Source organism: Mesobacillus subterraneus (assembly GCF_020524355.2).
Taxonomy (GTDB): Bacteria; Bacillota; Bacilli; order Bacillales; family Cytobacillaceae; genus Mesobacillus; species Mesobacillus subterraneus_C.
The window spans coordinates 3,544,212-3,561,741 of record NZ_CP129019.1; the positions used below are offsets into that span (position 1 = coordinate 3,544,212).

At 43.7% G+C, this 17,530-nt stretch carries 15 protein-coding genes; 4 read left to right on the forward strand and 11 right to left on the reverse strand.

The window, feature by feature from the left end:
* Positions 1 to 199 precede the first annotated feature (199 nt).
* Positions 200 to 1,213 (forward strand): GIY-YIG nuclease family protein, encoded by a 1,014-nt coding sequence (locus tag LC048_RS18500; RefSeq protein WP_264188435.1) that lies wholly within the window; start codon positions 200 to 202, stop codon positions 1,211 to 1,213.
* A 31-nt stretch (positions 1,214 to 1,244) separates the two neighbouring features.
* Here LC048_RS18500 and LC048_RS18505 read toward each other — a convergent pair whose 3' ends face one another.
* The 5 genes from LC048_RS18505 to LC048_RS18525 form a co-directional block, all read right to left on the reverse strand.
* Positions 1,245 to 2,645 (reverse strand): HAMP domain-containing sensor histidine kinase, encoded by a 1,401-nt coding sequence (locus LC048_RS18505; protein ID WP_226602405.1) that lies wholly within the window; start codon positions 2,643 to 2,645, stop codon positions 1,245 to 1,247.
* Entirely contained in the window at positions 2,629 to 3,315 is a 687-nt protein-coding gene (locus LC048_RS18510; protein WP_306048399.1) for a response regulator transcription factor, read from the reverse strand. Before LC048_RS18510 ends, LC048_RS18505 begins: the two co-directional genes overlap by 17 nt.
* Positions 3,316 to 3,436: 121 nt before the next feature.
* Positions 3,437 to 4,513: a hypothetical protein gene (locus LC048_RS18515; protein WP_226602401.1), complete on the reverse strand. Its 1,077-nt coding sequence runs from the start codon at positions 4,511 to 4,513 to the stop codon at positions 3,437 to 3,439.
* 257 nt (positions 4,514 to 4,770) lie between these two features.
* Positions 4,771 to 5,418 carry a DUF4352 domain-containing protein gene (locus LC048_RS18520; RefSeq protein ID WP_226602399.1) on the reverse strand — a complete coding sequence of 216 codons (648 nt, stop codon included), beginning with the start codon at positions 5,416 to 5,418 and terminating at the stop codon, positions 4,771 to 4,773.
* A gap of 25 nt (positions 5,419 to 5,443) precedes the next feature.
* Positions 5,444 to 6,028: a vWA domain-containing protein gene (locus LC048_RS18525; protein ID WP_226602397.1), complete on the reverse strand. Its 585-nt coding sequence runs from the start codon at positions 6,026 to 6,028 to the stop codon at positions 5,444 to 5,446.
* 96 nt (positions 6,029 to 6,124) lie between these two features.
* Here LC048_RS18525 and LC048_RS18530 point away from each other — a divergent pair, with 96 nt between their 5' ends.
* Positions 6,125 to 6,625: a hypothetical protein gene (locus tag LC048_RS18530; RefSeq protein WP_226602394.1), complete on the forward strand. Its 501-nt coding sequence runs from the start codon at positions 6,125 to 6,127 to the stop codon at positions 6,623 to 6,625.
* A 32-nt stretch (positions 6,626 to 6,657) separates the two neighbouring features.
* Here the strand turns inward: LC048_RS18530 and LC048_RS18535 are convergent, their stop codons facing one another.
* On the reverse strand, positions 6,658 to 6,840 hold the full coding sequence (locus LC048_RS18535; RefSeq protein WP_226602393.1) for a DUF3896 family protein: 183 nt from the start codon (positions 6,838 to 6,840) through the stop codon (positions 6,658 to 6,660).
* A gap of 408 nt (positions 6,841 to 7,248) precedes the next feature.
* Here LC048_RS18535 and LC048_RS18540 point away from each other — a divergent pair, with 408 nt between their 5' ends.
* Entirely contained in the window at positions 7,249 to 8,694 is a 1,446-nt protein-coding gene (locus LC048_RS18540; RefSeq protein ID WP_306048402.1) for a DEAD/DEAH box helicase, read from the forward strand.
* 139 nt (positions 8,695 to 8,833) lie between these two features.
* On the opposite strand, the gene LC048_RS18545 is transcribed toward LC048_RS18540, so the two are convergent.
* From LC048_RS18545 to LC048_RS18555, 3 genes are all read right to left on the reverse strand, one after another.
* Positions 8,834 to 9,700 carry a TRM11 family SAM-dependent methyltransferase gene (locus LC048_RS18545; protein WP_226602860.1) on the reverse strand — a complete coding sequence of 289 codons (867 nt, stop codon included), beginning with the start codon at positions 9,698 to 9,700 and terminating at the stop codon, positions 8,834 to 8,836.
* A 162-nt stretch (positions 9,701 to 9,862) separates the two neighbouring features.
* The gene (locus LC048_RS18550) at positions 9,863 to 10,054 is read right to left on the reverse strand and encodes a hypothetical protein (RefSeq protein ID WP_226602391.1); all 192 of its coding nucleotides are present in this window, start codon (positions 10,052 to 10,054) and stop codon (positions 9,863 to 9,865) included.
* Between the two features lie 86 nt (positions 10,055 to 10,140).
* Positions 10,141 to 11,010, reverse strand: a complete 870-nt coding sequence (locus LC048_RS18555) for a cation diffusion facilitator family transporter (protein WP_306048404.1) — start codon at positions 11,008 to 11,010, stop codon at positions 10,141 to 10,143.
* Positions 11,011 to 11,487: 477 nt separating this feature from the next.
* On the opposite strand from LC048_RS18555, the gene LC048_RS18560 reads away from it, so the two are divergent.
* Positions 11,488 to 13,344 (forward strand): LTA synthase family protein, encoded by a 1,857-nt coding sequence (locus LC048_RS18560; RefSeq protein WP_306048406.1) that lies wholly within the window; start codon positions 11,488 to 11,490, stop codon positions 13,342 to 13,344.
* 1,022 nt (positions 13,345 to 14,366) lie between these two features.
* Here the strand turns inward: LC048_RS18560 and rnjA are convergent.
* Together rnjA and LC048_RS18570 are read right to left on the reverse strand one after the other, a co-directional pair.
* Positions 14,367 to 16,031, reverse strand: a complete 1,665-nt coding sequence (rnjA, locus tag LC048_RS18565; protein WP_306048408.1) for a ribonuclease J1 — start codon at positions 16,029 to 16,031, stop codon at positions 14,367 to 14,369.
* Positions 16,032 to 16,458: 427 nt separating this feature from the next.
* Complete coding sequence (locus LC048_RS18570) at positions 16,459 to 17,379, reverse strand: methyl-accepting chemotaxis protein (RefSeq protein WP_306048411.1); 921 nt, start codon at positions 17,377 to 17,379, stop codon at positions 16,459 to 16,461.
* Between the last annotated feature and the right edge of the window lie 151 nt (positions 17,380 to 17,530).

A 17,530-nucleotide genomic window follows, 5' to 3' on the forward strand; every position in this document is an offset into this window, starting at 1 on the left:
AGCATACGGGCGAGATAGTGAATGAAAGCGTAAACATTTTAAAGAATACCGCCTTTATATGCTTCTAAAGAGCCTTAATCCCCTCTTATGCTAAAATATGAAGATATATAAGGATTCAAAAATAAGAGATATTGAGGGAGCGGACATGAATATAAAAGAAAAAGTCAAAAACCTTCCTTTGACTCCTGGTGTATACCTTATGAAAGATCAACAAGGTACAGTGATTTATGTCGGGAAAGCGAAAAGCCTCAAGAAACGAGTCCAAACATATTTTCAAAACTCTGCAGCCCATCCGCAAAAAATCAAAAAGATGGTCGCTAACATAAATGATTTTTACGTCTTGCATACTGATACGGAATTCGAGGCATTCTTGCTTGAATGCAAGCTCATCAAAGAATTAAAGCCTCTTTTTAACAAGAAAATGAAGAGCCACCTTCCTTATTCTTACATTGCCATTAAGATGGACCGGCCTTACCGAAAAATCTCAATCGCTTCTGAGAAATCTGAAGGTCGCGGCATGATATATTTTGGACCTTATACCAGCATGATCTATGTAAGGAAAGCTATTGAGAACTTGAAGGATTATTTTAAAATTAACTGCCTTCAACCACTCAAGGGGTCTCCTTGCCTGAACTATACCCTGGGGAAGTGCAATGGTTTGTGTTTAGGAGGAGCGGGGATTGAGCAATACAATAGAATCGTGGAGATGTTCATTTCTTTTCTCCAGGGTTCTGATAATGAGATTCTCGACGAACTAGAGCAGAAAATGAATCATGCGTCTGAAGAATATCAGTTTGAAGAAGCAGCCAAATACAGAAATTATATGAAGTCATTCTCCATCCTTTTGTATAAGGAGAATATGATTCAGTTCACGGAAGGAAATAAAAATATTGCCGTGGTTGAAAGGATCGATGACCGGACCTTGAAGCTTTTTCTGATCAAGGGGCATAAGGTCATTTTCAGTAAAGAATACCTTCCAGAGAAGTTCAGCCAGTTTTCAGAGGAGATTAGGGACATGATTTTGAACTCTTTTCAACAGACCGAGAAAAGGAAATCCGTCGTCATCGGCAAAGAGGAACTTGATGAAGCACAAATCATCTATAGTTATTTAAATGGAGGCAATGCCAGATACATCGTTATTCTAGAAGAATGGCTGGATGGAAGTGAAGATAAAAAACTGGATATTGCCATTGATGATTTACTAAACGATTAAAGGAGCTGCAAAGATAGATGCAGCCCTTCTCTTATGTTTCTTTTACCCACACAATCGAAAATGTCGTTCCGTTTGAATTGCTCTCCTTCAATATCAACTCTGCCCCGAGCGACCGGGCGAGCATTTTGCTGAAAGGCAGGCCGAGGCCGAGGCCCCTGACTTTCAGTTTTTTCTTTTCACCTCGGAAGAAACGCTCAAACACCAACGCCTGCTCAGCTTCCGGAATTCCCGGACCGGTGTCTTTTACGTCAATCCTTCCTTCTGAAAGAATGAGAGTTATAGTGCCATGATGACCGATAGCCTGGTAAGAGTTATTCAATAGGTTAATCAGGATTTGCTGCAAACGCAATGGATCCGTTTGAGCCCGTACGGTGTCGCCAGGCTTGCTGACCTCTAAATGAACAGGTTCGGTTTGCGTGACCTGCCATTGTCTTCCGATGTCCTCAACAAGTTTATTCATATCACAATCCTCTGTCCGGATGGTAAACGCTCCGGCTGCCAGTGAATTGAATTCCAGCAGGTCTGAAATCATCGTTTGCAATCTCTGGATCTCTTTCAGGGTAATATCGAGAAATTCCTGGCGCTCCTCACCCGTTACGACTCCATCCCGCACAGCTTGCACGAGGCCGCTAATCGAGGTTACCGGAGTTTTCAAGTCATGGGTGACTCCTGCGAGCAGCTCAGCACGCATTTGCTCCAGCTGGTTCAGGCGGCTGGTCATTTCCTTAAAAGAAGTGACGAGTTCGTAAATTTCTAGTTCCTTTTGTCCGGAGTCGAGCTTGATGTCATAGTCTCCTTCTCGAACCTGTGCCGCTGCCCTCGCTACATCCTGGATTGGTTTCAGGATTCTTTTAGTGAGAAGATAAATGACAATCCAGCCAAGTAAACCAAGTCCTAGCAGTAATATGAACAACAAACGGTATTCCTGGTCAACGTCCGTCAATTCACCAGCATTTTGCATCACTATAACCCAGCCGGTCTGAAGCTGATTGATAGTGATTGGTGCCTTAACAGCGTAAACATCTGTTCCGTTTTCTGTGAATCTCTTAATTCTGTCATCATTAGCAACTATCTCTGCGGGAACCTTTCTTGTTAAATGACGCGGACCGCCCCCGCCATGCATCGGACCTGTATTCAGAACGTTTCCTTCCATGTCGGTAATGGAAAGGAGTGGCTGATTTTCCATTTCGAAGAATCTTGTCCGGTCTTCCATCCTTTTGTCAAACCCGCCAAAATCATTTAACTGTCCGACCCTGTCCGCCGTTTCAACAGCCATGTACTCCATCAACTTTAACCGGTTTTCCAGCGTCGTTTCCTTAATCCACCATACCGAACCGGCACCGAGTAAAATCAGCCCGCCAATCAAGGTTAGAAGATATCTGGTTGTCCAATATCTCAACAATGAAACGTGCTTTCTATTTTTGGTAAACACTGAACTGATACCCCAATCCTCTTAATGTCCGGATCTCTCCCTGTGACGCTGGCCACTCAGCCAGTGATTGACGGATCCTTTTAACCGCCAGGTCCACCGCACGGTCACTTCCAACGTAATCCAGCCCCCAGACGCTCTCAATCAAAACGTCCCTTGTAAAAGTCCGGTTTGGCCTCTCCGCCAGGAAAATCAGCAAACTGAGATCCTTGGGCGTTAAGACGATTTTCTCGCCACTAACCGTAACAACATGGGAATCCATATTGATTTTCAGGCTGCCGAACTGTTTCATGTTTTCCGTTTCGAGGACGTGGGCAGAACGGCGCAGAACCGCATTTATCCTAGCAACTACTTCTTCGCCAATGAACGGTTTGGAAATATAATCGTCCGCTCCCTGGTTCAGGCCTTTCAGACGATAATCAATATCCCCAAGGGCAGTCAGCATAATGACCGGGCAAGAGCTGACTTTTCGGATTTCCTTTAGAATATCCCATCCGTCCATCTCCGGAAGCATGACATCGAGCAGAATAAGGTCCGGCTCGTGCTGAGTAAATAGATCGAGACCTTCCTTTCCATCGAAGACCTGTACGACCTCATAGCCCTCATGCTTCAGGTAGACCGCCAGCACTCTTGAGATTGTTTGTTCATCTTCTATGATTAGAATTGTTTTCATTGTCGCCTCTCCTATCACTACTACGCTATGGACCTCGTCATTCCGTTTGAATTTCTAATCCTTATTTTACAAGAAAAATCCCCCGCGAGATACCGGAGGATAATGACGATCTTTTTATATATTAAAATCCGTTTCCGCCCGCATTCTGATGCATGCCGCCACGGCCGCCTTCACCTCGGAAACCACCTTGACCCATTCCTCTTTTGTCGCCGCCATGTCCAAACCCACTGCCTTTTCCAAAGCCTCCTCCATGTCCAAAGCCATTGTCCTTCCCGAAACCTCCGCCATGTCCAAAGCCCATACCATGGCGTCCGAATCCATCTTCAAGCAATTCATCAAGCTTGTCAGCATCTTTGTCTCTAATCTCTTCTATAAGATCCCTGGTGTCTTTATCTGTAGTCGATATTCCAAGTTCCTTCGCCAGGTTCACGACTTTCTTTTCCTGTACTTCCTGGGAGATTTCGCGGATTGTTTTTCCATCAATCGTGATGTTCAACTCTTTTGCATCTGCTTTTGCTTTGGCTGACTGTACCTCTTGCGCAATTTCGCGGATATCCCTGCCATCTACTATAATTCCATACTTCTTAGCCTCTTGGTTTATATAAGCAGTATGAACTTCCTGCTGCAATGTCTGCAGGTCTTTACCATCAGTGGAGACACCGAGCTCCTTGGCTTTTTTATTCAGGTTCGCTGTCCGTATTTCTTCCCTTAGGGTTTGAGCATCCTTGTTGTCTGTTGAGATACCAAGTTCTTTTGCCTTTTCCTTTAGGTTCGCTAAACGGATCGCATCATGAAGTGCTGCTGCATCCTTTCCATCGGTGGAGATACCCAAATCCTTCGCTCTTTCCTTCAGGTTGGCCAATCGAACTTCCTCAGCCAATGTGGCGTTACCCTTGCCGTCTGTCTGGATTCCCAGTTCTTTTGCTTCCTTTTTAAGAGTAGCTTCGCGAATTTCACCCATCAAGGTTTGAGCGTCTTTACCTGAAGTACTGATTCCCAGATTCTTTGCTTTTTCGATCAGCGCTTCTGAGTTGCCTCCAAAATATCCTCTATGACCAAAACCTTTATCGAAAAAGCCTTTGACTGTAGTTGCTGCTGAGCTTGTTGTACTGTCGTCATTCGCTAAAGATGTAGTAGCATAGCCACCAAGCAACAGCGCTCCTGCGATCGTGAATCCAATAACTGATTTCTTTTTCATAACTGACATCCTCCTGTAGACTCTTTCTATTTGTCAGGTTCGATGTGTGGACATGAACCTTATACTCATAATTTACCTCTCAAATATGTCAGCAGAATGTCAGATTGAAAAAATAATGAAAAAAATAAATTCAGCTCAAATTAGCCAGGAAAGCCAGTTTACAGCCTATTTTCCCAATGTTGAGAGTTCTACATGTCCGGAAAATGTCAAATCAAAATAAATCCGAAAAAACCCGGAAATTGTCCGGGTTCGACCAGTTACTTCAACAGTACTTTCTCATCGTCAATTTTGATAAACCATTTTCCTGTAGCAAAACTTTCCTTCGCTACTTCAAATACCTTCGTTTCCGTTACAGTGATTCCCGGGTTTAAATCGCTTGCAATCTTGGCATTGTCTACATCTGTCTCAAGTGCATAGTTGGAAGAAGCATCGATATCAGCATCGAATTCTGTCCCCTCTTCATCCACAAGGCGGACAGCAGGGTAATCAAACATTCCAACCGGTTTCTTTGAGGTGTTCTTGATTTTGTACTGGATTGCGACAAAGGTACCCCCCTCAGATACTGCTTTGTTGATGAATTCATTGCCAACCTGATCTTTTTCTTCAAATTTTGTAACAGTGATTTCCACTTTGTCCACTGGAATAGCTTCGCCCACTTTATATTCTTTTTCTTCTTCTGCCGGTGCAGATGCTGTTGCAGCTGATTCACCTTCTGTCCTTACTTCTTCTCCGCCTCCAAGTGCTGAACTGATGATTCCAAACAAGATTAATACAGCAATGAAACTTAAAATCTTATGCCGCATGAAAAATCTGCGCTGGTCTTTCCCGCAGTGAGGGCATTTCTTTACACCTTTGGCGATTTCTTTTCCGCAAGTCTTGCAGTTTCCTAAATTTTTTTTTGTCATAATCATTCCTCCTGGATTTGAACTCCTACTTCATTCTTTTTTCCATAATGGATTCCGACACTTTCTCATACATGTTTTCAATGCCTTTTTCTGAGGCTTCGAATTTAAAAGAATTCTCAATATTGATTCCGAGGCTGTCAGCTTCCTTGGCGACATCGATATTCGCCCCCATGAAGATGAATTCCCAGCTGTATTTTTCCTGCTGGTGCTGAATCAGCTCCTTCACTTTTCCATATGTGAACTCACTGCTTGCGTTCTCCAAGCCATCTGTCGTGATCACGAATATAACCTTGCCTGGCCGGCGGTCCTCCTTTGTTTTGGCCAGACGGTAGCCAACATCAAGTATCGTCTTTCCAACGGCATCCAAAAGTGCAGTCATCCCGCGGACATAGTACTCATCTTCTGTCAGCTTCGCCTCCCTTGCATCAATGCCATTCCAGAGCACTTCATATTCATCATCAAAAAGCACCGTTGTCAGGATTGTTTCTCCGTCAAGTTCGGACTGTTTTTTCACAAAAGCATTGAAGCCGCCAACGGTGTCGTTCTCGAGCCCTGCCATCGAGCCGCTCCGGTCCAGCAAAAAAATGATTTCCGTTAAATTGTTTTTCATCCCTATCATCCTCCTAGGTTGAATCTGATATAATCATATCTAGATTCATCCATATATTGGTCGCCTGTTAAGCGACATTTTGGGGAGGCTGACTTCATGCTGGATAAAAAGATATTGGCAGATTTACAGAAGTATATCGATCAAAATATGACGATCATCCTTTATGAGAAGTCTGCTGCACCACTTGAGGATTTTGTCCTCGAGAGTATTTCTCCTTTAGAGATTGAAATGTTCATCGAGCAGAAACGGAAGCCGACTTTGCAAAAAGTTCTGTTTGATTTTTTCGATAAAAAGGGTGCCTCTTCCGACGCGGTAATTTATAAAAAAGCGGGAATCGACCGCAGGCATTTTTCAAAGATCCGCTCCAACCCTCAATACAGGCCAAGCAAGAATACGGTGATCGCACTCGGGCTCGCGCTTGAATTGACCAAAAAAGAAACCGACAAGCTGTTAAGCTCTGCCGGCTACTCTTTATCAGACAGCGAAACATCTGATCTTGTGATTCAGTTTTGTATTGAAAGACAGATCTATGAAATTGATCAAGTCAATTATGCACTCGACTATTTCAGCCAAAAACCATTGGGCGGGGTCTTATAAAAACAGCCAGGAGGTTAACCTCCTGGCTTGTTTTAATGAATAGATTTTCCACGCTCAAAATGGTTCATGCAAGTCAGTTCGATAATATAATCGTAGTTTGCGATTGCTCTTTGAAGCTCATTTTTTTCATCTATAGACAGGTTTGGAGTCTGCATCTTATTCGCCAATTGCATCTGCAAAGCTTCTAATTGTGATTTTACTTCCTGATAGTTCATTTCCAACACCCTTCCCTAAAATGAAATCGCTTTCTTTATACTCTCATTATACTATTCACACCCTTTAGGGTATCATTGGAATTATTGTGATTTTGTGAAAAAACCCTATTTCATGTGTCTAAAGTTTGGATTTTCAGGGTTTGGAGAGATGCCTGCGAATTGTGGGAAGCAAATTGATGTTTGCGAAGCTCATGTATTTTTAATTCTGCAATTCAAGTATAATGGATACTATTCAGTTTATGCATATGATGATTCGTTGCGAGAATCCTATATAATAAAGAAAAGCGCAAGCGCCTTGGTCAGCCCCGACAAGCGTCTCGAGGGGCTAGGCGCTGTAGCTAGACACTAGTCTAGGTGCAAAAAATTTATACTTTCTTATAAAATAATAAAATAAAAAGAGGTTTTTTCATGAGTAAAAGAAGTTTTGACGATTACAACTTAAGCGACGAAATTAAACGCTCCCTTTCTGTGTTGAAATATGAATCTCCAACAGAGGTCCAGGAAGAAGTCATTCCGTTAGCATTGGAAAAGCAAGACCTTGTCGTTAAATCCCAGACAGGAAGCGGAAAGACAGCCTCCTTCGGAATTCCCATTTGCGATATGGTTGAATGGGAGGAAAAGAATCCACAGGCGTTGATTCTCACTCCAACTAGGGAGCTGGCTGTTCAGGTTCGTGAAGATATCACGAATATCGACCGATTCAAAAGGATTAAGGCGATGGCCGTTTATGGTAAGGAGCCCTTCTCGAAGCAGAAAGAAGAATTGAAGCAAAAAACGCATGTCGTCGTCGGTACACCTGGACGCGTCATCGACCATATTGAAAGAGGTACACTTGTATTAGATGAAATCAAGTACCTGATTATCGATGAAGCAGATGAAATGCTGAACATGGGTTTTATTGATGCTGTTGAATCCATTATAGAAGATCTTCCTCCAAATCGGGTTACTATGGTGTTTTCTGCGACATTGCCCAAGGATGTTGAAAATCTCTGCCATAAATATATGAAGGATCCAGTTAACATCGAAATCGCTTCTACCGGTATTACGACAAATACAATTGACCATATGCTGATCGAAGTGAAAGAAGAGGATAAAATCTCCCTTTTAAAAGATATCACGGTTGCTGAAAACCCTGACAGCTGCATCATTTTTTGCAGGACGAAGGAAAATGTCGATACCGTGTTTACTCAGCTTGAGGAAGCCAATTATTCCTGTGAAAGACTTCATGGAGGATTGGAACAAGAAGACCGCTTTGCTGTGATGGATGGCTTCAAGATGGGGAATTTCCGCTACCTTGTGGCAACTGATGTTGCAGCAAGAGGAATTGACGTCGATAACGTTTCACTTGTCATCAACTATGACGTTCCGATGGAAAAAGAGGGCTATGTGCACCGGACAGGCCGAACGGGACGCGCCGGAAACAAAGGGAAAGCGATTATGCTTGCTACACCTTATGAAGGAAAATTCGTCAGGGCAATCGAACGATACATTGGCTTTGAGATTCCTGTGACAGAAGCTCCGAGCAAGCAGGACGTTGCAAGAAACCAGGCTGCTTTTGATGAAAAAATCAGCGGGCGCCGTGTCGTGAAAAACAACAAGACAGCCCGCATCAACCAGGATATCATGAAGCTTCATTTTAGCGGCGGCAAAAAGAAAAAGATCCGCGCTGTCGACTTCGTTGGAACAATTGCAAAAATTCCTGGAGTAACCGCAGACGATATCGGCATCATCACCATCCACGATACGATGTCCTATGTCGATATCCTGAACGGAAAAGGCTCGCTAGTCATCCAAGCGATGGAAAATGCGACAATCAAGGGAAAGAAGCTTAGAGTGAGCAAGACCATCAAGTAGAACAAAAAGCGCAAGCGCCTCGTTCAGCCCCGCCAAGCGCTGAAGCTGGATTATGAAACTTCATTCAGTAATCTACAGCTGAATAAAAGAAAGGACGATTATGCCAGCCATAATCGTCCTTTCTTTCTTAAAGCGTTGATCATTTCTCACAAACAATCACTTCGCGTGTGAAATTCCCCTTTTTCACGACACAGCGATCGGCGATTTCAAAGCCGGCATTTCCAATGATAGAGTCGATTGGTTCAATCGTGACGATGACTACTTTATCAGCGAATTCGTAGGTGCTTTGAAGCATCTCGAGCTGCTCTTCGGGTGTGATGACCGAGCACAGATTGTACGGCATATCAATAATCGCCACGTCATAGCTCCCAGTGACCTTGCGAATGTCCCTAAATGTCACTTGGGTTGCATAGCCAAAATGCGCGATGTTCTCCCTCGTTCCAGGCAGTATGAGCGGATTGATATCACTGGCAACGATGTCCACCCCCATCGACAGTGCTTCCACCACTACCGTACCAATTCCGCAGCATGGATCGATCGCTTTCACTCCAGCCGGATCAGGAACGGCAATATTGGCGACGGCTCTTGCGACACGCGTGCTTAATGAAGTAGAGTAACTATGCGGTTTTTGCTGGTGGTTCAACCAAACCGCTTCACTGCCGTGGTATTCACCAAATACCCAGCGCTCGTTTGCATTCATGATCCCAAACAGCACATCTGGATTTACCAGCTCCGGCTCTCCGGAAATATGCAAACCCACTTCCCGTTCAAGTCTGCGCCGTTCTTTAAAATCTACCTTGTCAGGACCTGTTACTTTTACATACATCACTTTAAAAGAAGAGCCATACAATTCGATCTTCTTCACTTGCTCAATTAGGTCCGCTAATTGCTCACCTTCAAGGATGACATCCATTCGCCCCCTCATAAACGGGCTTCGGCTTGGATCGATTTTCAATGCACTCTCCATGATGCTGGATTCTGCATCCTCCCCAAAAAACGAGCGCATTTCCAAGTTACACAACTCTTTTTCTTCATCAGGGAAAGCGTAATTATAGATAAAAGACTTAGGTTCAAAGTTAGCGAATTCCAATAAGTTCAATCCTTCCGTTGTAATAAACAGCTTTTATCCATTGCATTTCATAACTTGCCTTGTGGAAACAAAATTGACTCACCCTTTGGGTAAGTCAAGTGATTGGTATGCAATCTGATACTTTCCTCCCTCTGCTACTTCAGAGTGATACAAAGCTTTTAATGCAAAATTTTTCTCGAGATCATGTTCTTTTATCAAACTGGATAAACGCGTTTGCAGTTCCGGGTTATCCTTAATTAACTGTTTCATCTGCGATTTTACAAATTTCATTTTTTTATACCTTTACCCTTCAAAATCTAATCGTTCAGCTAAGTATAGCATGAACAAGTCTATCGTCGTTCATAACTTTTTCTTGATCAATCCGGTTCTACATGTACATGTACGTCATAGATATCGTATTCTTCCATGAGCTTATCTTCGACCCTCGTCGAGATATCATGGGCAGTGCTGATGTCGAGGGTTGGTTTCACTGTGATGACACAGTCAACGACAATATTGTTGCCGTAGCTTCGTGCCTTCAAATCTTTAATTCCCTTGACACCAGGAATATTACAAATGGTTTCGTTATATTCTTTAATGAGGTCGACATCAAATCCGTCTGTCAGCTGGTGGGATGCTTCACGGAAGATGTCCCAACCTGTTTTTAAAATCAGTGCGCCAACAATGAATGCGGTCACGGGGTCAAGCCACGGCAAACCGAATTGGGAGCCGATGATGCCAACGGCCGTACCGATACTCACCCATGAATCCGACAGGTTATCTTTAGCCGCGGCCATGACCGAATGGCTTTTTATTTTGCGTGCGAGGTTTCGGTTATAGCGATATACGAAATACATAATCAACGCAGAAAACAAACCTGTCCAGGCAGCAATAAGATCTGGTGCTTCGGCACTTCCTTCAAAAAATGATGTGAAGGCACTCGTTAAAACCTGAAAGCCAACTAAGATAATGATGAAAGATGCGACCATCGACGCGACCATTTCTGATTTCCAATGGCTATAAAGATGGTCATCATCTGCAGGTTTTTGCGACAGCCTTAACCCAATGAGGACGGACAATGAGGCAAAGATATCGGTTGTATTATTCAAACCATCCGCCTTCAGTGCTTCTGAATCGCTGATATAACCTACAGAAAGTTTCAAGGCGGAAAGAAGTATATAAGCGAGGATACTGATTATCGCTCCGCGTTCGCCTAGTTTTAAATTGGAATAACGTTGTTCATTCATGGACTGGCCTCCATTCAACTGCTAGAACATTTTAACAATCAAGGAGCGATTGAGTCTATAGCAACCTTTTTACCTTTGTCCATATAATTGACAGGACCGCAAAAAAGTTTCCTTTGGCAAAAACGAGTCGCTTCGATCCGCCCGATGAAGTCAAAGAACAACTTCAGCGGTCGACCCTCTGAGGCACAGGACGTACAAATCCGCCAGCCACACGATGTGGCGTTTTAGGCGGGCAGCGGTGGTCGAGGCTGACCAAGGCGCTTGTGCTTTTCCATGGGCTAGGTGCAGAAGCTAGACATGGATCAAATTGAAAATGTTTCTTCTAAAAAAAATATATAGAAGTAATTACCAGAAACTTTTCAAGGGTTAAATACGTACTAATTAATATCGGAAAATTACGCGTTTATCAGTACAACTACAAATCTATTTTCATTTATGGTAAAATGTAAGCTTCAATAGATTCCTAGGAGGGATTGCATGGGGACTAATAAGAAAATGTCCATAAGTTTCGTTTTGATTGCCATTGTCCTATTATGGCTTAAAACCTACACGGTTTATAAATTTAATTTTGATATAGATATTGAGAATAAAATGCAGGAATTCATTCTGTTCATAAATCCATTAAGCTTCCTTATGTTTGTTCTTGGACTTGGGATTTTCCTGGCAGGAAGAAAGCAGAAAATCTTTGTTGTTGCGACTAGCTTTATAATATCCTTTATTCTTTACGCAAATGTTGTTTACTATAAGGAATTCAGTGATTTCATCACAATTCCGCTGTTGACACAGACAAGTAATATGGGTGATTTAAAGAGCAGTGTTGGCGAATTGATCAGCTGGACTGACCTCTTCTATTTTGCCGATTTCCTTTTAATCCTGGCTTTAGCTATGGTAAAGACACCTAAAGTCTCTTTTAAAAAGTACAAAAGCGTTTACGCTGCTGCCTTCTACTTCAGTGCAATCGGTCTGGCATTTTTCAATCTTGGACTTTCAGAATCTGAGCGTCCTGAATTGCTGACTCGTACGTTTGACAGGGAAATCCTTGTTAAGAATATCGGTACGTACAATCATCATATCTACGATGCGTACCTGCAAACCAAGACAACTGCACAAAGAGCCATGGCAGATGGCAATCAGCTGACTGAAATCGAGAACTATACTCGTGCTCAATACGCCGAACCTTCCAAAGAAATGTTCGGCGCAGCAAAGGGCAAGAACATTATTGTACTGTCAATGGAATCCACTCAAAGTTTTGTCATTGGCCAGAAAGTGAACGGCCAGGAAATCACGCCATTTTTGAATGAGTTCATTAAAGACAGCTATTACTTTGATAATTTTTACCATCAGACTGCACAGGGGAAAACGTCTGATTCTGAATTCCTATTAGAAAACTCTTTATATCCTCTTGGCTGCGGTGCTGTATTCTTCACCCATTCAGGGAATCAGTACATGTCACTTGCTGAGAGGCTGAAGGAAAACTCTTATTACACAGCGAAGCTTCATGCGAACAACAAGAGCTTCTGGAATCGTGACGTAATGTATAATAACTTCGGCTATGACCGTTTCTACTCATTGCCGGATTATGAAGTGAACGAAGAAAATTCTGTTGGCTGGGGCATGAAGGACGTGGATTTCTTTGACCAGTCAATTGAGCATTTAAAAGCAATGCCAAAGCCGTTCTTCGCTAAGTTCATTACGTTGACAAACCACTTCCCGTTTGAACTGGACGAGGAAGACAAGTTCATCGATGAGTTTGATTCAAATAGCGGGACCTTGAACCGCTACTTCCCAACCGTCCGCTATACGGATGAAGCCTTCAAGCTTTTCATCGAGGACTTGAAGGCAGAAGGACTTTACGAAGATTCAATCATAGTAATTTACGGTGACCATTATGGAATTTCCGAAAACCATAACAAGGCAATGGAACAGTACCTTGGCAAGGAAATCACGCCATTTGTTTCAACACAGTTGCAGCGCGTGCCAATGATTATCCACATTCCGGGTCACGAAGGCAAGACCCTTTCAACTGTAACTGGTCAAATCGACCTTCGCCCTACATTGTTGAATCTCGCTGGAATTGATACAAAACAGGATATTCAGTTTGGAGCAGACATGTTCTCTGATAAACAGGATAACTTTGTTGCCCTAAGAGATGGAAGCTTCATCACCGAAGATTTAGTTTATACAAAAGGTGTCTGCTACGACAAGACCACAGGAGAACCGACAGACGGTGCAAGCTGTGAACCTTACATCGAGCATGCCAAGAACGAGCTAAGCTACTCAGATCAGATTATATATGGAGATTTGCTTCGCTTTTATGGAAAAGATGAAGAGTAATATTGAGAACCCCACTGATCAGCCAGTGGGGTTTTTTACTTGGCTGGGGGGTTAATCGAATAAGGCTTTAGTTCGGACAAAATTATACGATGGGACTGCTGTTTTGCCCAAACAGGGCTTTACTTCGGACACTATCTCCCGCGCGTGCTCCTGTTTTGTCCGAACTTGGTATCACTTCGGACAATGTCTCCTGCGCACGCTCCTGTTTTGTCTGAACCTGGTATCAGTTCGGACACTATCTCTCGCGCGTGCTCTTGTTTTGTCTGAACCTGGTATCACTTCGGACACTATCTCCCGCGCGTGCTCTTGTTTTGTCTGAACCTGGTATCACTTCGGACACTATCTCCCGCTCGTGCTCTTGTTTTGTCTGAACCTGGTATCACTTCGGACACTATCTCCCGCGCGCGCTCTTGTTTTGTCTGAACCTGGTATCAGTTCGGACACTATCTCTCGCGCGCGCTCCTGTTTTGTCCAAACCTGGTATCTCTTCGGACACTATCTCTCTCTCTCGCTTTTGTTTTGTCCGAACTTGGTATCACTTCGGACACTATCTCCCGCGCGCGCTCCTGTTTTGACCGAACTTGGTATCTCTTCGGACACTATCTCCCGCGCGCGCTCTTGTTTTGTCCGAACTTGGTATCACTTCGGACACTATCTCCCGCGCGCGCTCCTGTTTTGTCCAAACCTGGTATCTCTTCGGACAATATCTCTCTCGCGCGCTCCTGTTTTGACCGAACTTGGTATCACTTCGGACAATATCTTCCGCGCGCGCTCTTGTTTTGTCCGAACTTGGTATCACTTCGGACACTATCTCCCGCGCGCGCTCCTGTTTTGTCTGAACCTGGTATCACTTCGGACAATATCTCCCGCGCGTGCTCTTGTTTTGTCTGAACCTGGTATCACTTCGGACACTATCTCCTACGGACGCTCCTATTTTGTCCGAATTAGAAATCACTTAGGATTTAGCAACAAAACGGACTTGTCAGCACTAAAAAAACGCCCCATAAAGGAGCGTTCTCGAATTAGACTTCCATAATTATCGGTAATATCATTGGTCTTCTGCCCGTCTGGCTGTATAGGAACGGATTAACGACGTCGATGACTGCCTTCTTGAGGCTCGACCAGTCCTTCGTGCCGCCCGCCAGCTCTGTTACAATTTTATCCTTGATCAGTTCTTCTACATTCTTCATCAGATCGCCAGATTCCCTGACGTAAACGAATCCTCTTGTCACCACTGTTGGCTTGTTGACAAGCTGTTTCTTCTCGCGATTGATCATCATCGTCACAATTACAAGCCCATCCTGGGAAAGGACTCTTCTGTCTTTTAACACGATATGTCCAATATCGCCGATGCCGCTGCCATCGACGTATACTGGCTGCGCAGGCACTTTGCCGGCAACCTGTCCGCCATCTCCAGACAGCTCCAAAACATCGCCGTTATCTAAAATAAAACAGTTTTCACGAGGAATTCCACATTGTTCCGCCAACTTTACGTGCATGTCAAGCATACGGTATTCACCATGAATCGGAATGAAGAATTTCGGATTAAGCAGCTTAATCATCAACTTCTGTTCTTCCTGTTTACCGTGTCCGGAAGTATGGACTTCGCTGATTTTATGATGGATGATTTCTGCGCCAATACGATGCAGCTTATCAATCACGCGGTTTACGCTGATTGTGTTGCCCGGGATTGGCGATGAAGAAAATACAATCGTATCTCCAGGAATAACGGAAATTTGCCTGTGCGTACCATTTGCGATTCTCGCAAGTGCTGCCATCGGTTCTCCCTGGCTTCCCGTACAGATGATTGTCATTTCATTGCTAGGCATCTTCCCAATTTCATTGATGCTCACGAAGGCATCATCAGGTGCAGAAATGTACCCTAATCTGCGCCCAATTTCAAACGTCTTTTCCATACTGCGGCCAACGATGACCATTTTCCGGTTATACTTTAGTGACGATTTCACTACCTGCTGGATTCTGTCAATGTTCGATGCAAACGTCGCGAAAATAACGCGGCCGTCCACCGTCTGGAAAATATCCTCGATTGCTTCACCGACACGTTTTTCCGATACCGAGAACCCTGGCACTTCACTGTTCGTGCTGTCTGATAATAGACACAGCACTCCCTCACTGCTGATTTCGGCGATTTTCTGGAAATCAGTGCCCGCGCCAACTGGCGTCAGGTCAAATTTGAAATCACCTGTGTGGACAATATTTCCTTCCGGAGTCGTCACAACAACACCGAAAGAATCCGCGATGCTGTGTGTCGTCCTGAAAAAACGCACCTTGATATTCTGAAATTCGACTACTGTATCATTGTTGATTTGGTGGAATTTCACACCTTTGATTTTGTGCTCCTGCAGCTTTGACTTGATAAGCTCAACTGCGAAATCACCGCCATAAATTGGCGCTTTTACATCCTGCAGCAAAAATGGCAAACCGCCGATATGATCCTCATGACCATGCGTCACGAAAATCCCGACCAGCTTGTCCTGGTTTTGCTTCAAATAAGTGTAATCCGCAAGTACATAATCAATTCCGAATAATTCATTATCCGGGAACTTGATTCCGCAGTCCACTAACACCATTTCATTTTTATATTCAATTACATACGTATTTTTTCCGATCTCACCAAGACCGCCCAAGGCGAAAATCTTAAGATCCTTTTTTAATTTCGTTTCCATAGTTCAACTCCTGTTTCTTTGTGCAAATATATTTATTAATTCCCAGGGGAATCATAGTCTAAAAAGAATAGTGAAGAAATTGGTTGGAGAAAATAGGGGGTTGAAGTTCTTAAAATATACCATAAATTAAGCTTTTCAACAAATAATGCTATCCCATTTAGTATTGAGACGAGTATTATATGGAAAAAGTTTCTATAACGGGCGAGATTTTATGCCTTACGTGGCATTATTGTTCTTTGCAGTAAGGAAGAGCTTCTGCTTTCACCATTCTACCTCCTTTCACTTCTGTATGGGCAATGCAGATGCTCTGCTTTTTCTTTTTTTTCAATAAAACTCTTTTTTGGGTAAAGCATGCAGATTAACTCCTTCCCATTAACAAGAAAAAACACCTCGATCATTACAACTGACCGCGGTGTCTTAGTTGGGGTTACAATATATTCTTGAACGTCTTTGCCTGCTGGTCCAATTCGTGGGCAGCGCTGCCGATTTCTTTGAAAGCAGCAACTGCTTGTTCATTAAGTGTCTTGTTGTTAGTGATGCCAGTTTGCGAACGCTGGGTGGCTTTGTTAATTTTGCTGATTTCAGCAGCTATTCCGTCGATGTGTTCATTGACTTCCTGTATAGAATTTTGGACACGCGTGGCAAGCTTCCTGACTTCTCCCGCTACAACATTGAAGCCTCTTCCATGTTCTCCAGCCCTTGCAGCTTCGATGGCTGCGTTCAGGGCTAGCAGGTTGGTTTGTGCGGCAATCTCGCGGATCGTTTGTACGATGCTTCCGATTGATGTGGCCTGGGATTTTAGTGTTTCTAGAATCTCGAGGTTTTCTTTTGATTCCTCTGCTAGTCTGATGGCTGCAGTGGCTGCTTCTTCGCTTCTTGTAATGCCCATTTCCGCTCGTCCGCTAAGGTCTTGAGACATTTGCTGTAGCTGCTCGGCAAGTCTTGTTGCAGTCAATTCACGCTCAGTTATATCAGTGACCACCTTCACTACACCTGCGACTTTACCTGCAGAATCATACACAGGAGTATAAGTCGCCTCAAGCCAGAGCAGTTGGCCTCGTTTCGTGACCCGCAGGATTTTTTCCTGAAAGCTCTTGCCGCTGCGCAGATTTCTCCATAATTCCGTGTATTCTCTGCTCCCAGCAAATTCAGTTGTGCAGAATTGCTTATGCATTCTGCCCGGCATTTCTTCGACTCGGTATCCCATCGTCCTGGCGAAGTTTTCATTCGCCCAAAGGACTTTTCCAGTGGGGTCGAACTCGATCATCGCCAGTGATCTTTCAATTGCTGCTAATACCGCATCTTCCTCAAAAACCTGGCTACTCTTTTTTTCCAATCTACTCTGCATGTTTGGCTCCTCATCCTCATATGATATGTATCTTTGTTACTATCGTACTAGTCTTGACGCATATCGACAAACTTGAGCATGCATTAGGTCTCATGAATTGCCTCTTTCGCAATAGAAACACGGGACATCTCATGTTAAGATAATGGATAAT

What these genes read in the sequence shown, in the direction of transcription:
- LC048_RS18500 (WP_264188435.1), top strand. Translation starts at nt 200, where the DNA reads ATGAAAGATCAACAAGGTACAGTGATTTATGTCGGGAAAGCGAAAAGC.
- LC048_RS18510 (WP_306048399.1), bottom strand. Translation starts at nt 3,315, where the DNA reads ATGAAAACAATTCTAATCATAGAAGATGAACAAACAATCTCAAGAGTG.
- LC048_RS18515 (WP_226602401.1), bottom strand. Translation starts at nt 4,513, where the DNA reads ATGAAAAAGAAATCAGTTATTGGATTCACGATCGCAGGAGCGCTGTTG.
- LC048_RS18520 (WP_226602399.1), bottom strand. Translation starts at nt 5,418, where the DNA reads ATGACAAAAAAAAATTTAGGAAACTGCAAGACTTGCGGAAAAGAAATC.
- LC048_RS18525 (WP_226602397.1), bottom strand. Translation starts at nt 6,028, where the DNA reads ATGAAAAACAATTTAACGGAAATCATTTTTTTGCTGGACCGGAGCGGC.
- LC048_RS18530 (WP_226602394.1), top strand. Translation starts at nt 6,125, where the DNA reads ATGCTGGATAAAAAGATATTGGCAGATTTACAGAAGTATATCGATCAA.
- LC048_RS18535 (WP_226602393.1), bottom strand. Translation starts at nt 6,840, where the DNA reads ATGAACTATCAGGAAGTAAAATCACAATTAGAAGCTTTGCAGATGCAA.
- LC048_RS18540 (WP_306048402.1), top strand. Translation starts at nt 7,249, where the DNA reads ATGAGTAAAAGAAGTTTTGACGATTACAACTTAAGCGACGAAATTAAA.
- LC048_RS18545 (WP_226602860.1), bottom strand. Translation starts at nt 9,700, where the DNA reads ATGCGCTCGTTTTTTGGGGAGGATGCAGAATCCAGCATCATGGAGAGT.
- LC048_RS18550 (WP_226602391.1), bottom strand. Translation starts at nt 10,054, where the DNA reads ATGAAATTTGTAAAATCGCAGATGAAACAGTTAATTAAGGATAACCCG.
- LC048_RS18555 (WP_306048404.1), bottom strand. Translation starts at nt 11,010, where the DNA reads ATGAATGAACAACGTTATTCCAATTTAAAACTAGGCGAACGCGGAGCG.
- LC048_RS18560 (WP_306048406.1), top strand. Translation starts at nt 11,488, where the DNA reads ATGGGGACTAATAAGAAAATGTCCATAAGTTTCGTTTTGATTGCCATT.
- rnjA (WP_306048408.1), bottom strand. Translation starts at nt 16,031, where the DNA reads ATGGAAACGAAATTAAAAAAGGATCTTAAGATTTTCGCCTTGGGCGGT.
- LC048_RS18570 (WP_306048411.1), bottom strand. Translation starts at nt 17,379, where the DNA reads ATGCAGAGTAGATTGGAAAAAAAGAGTAGCCAGGTTTTTGAGGAAGAT.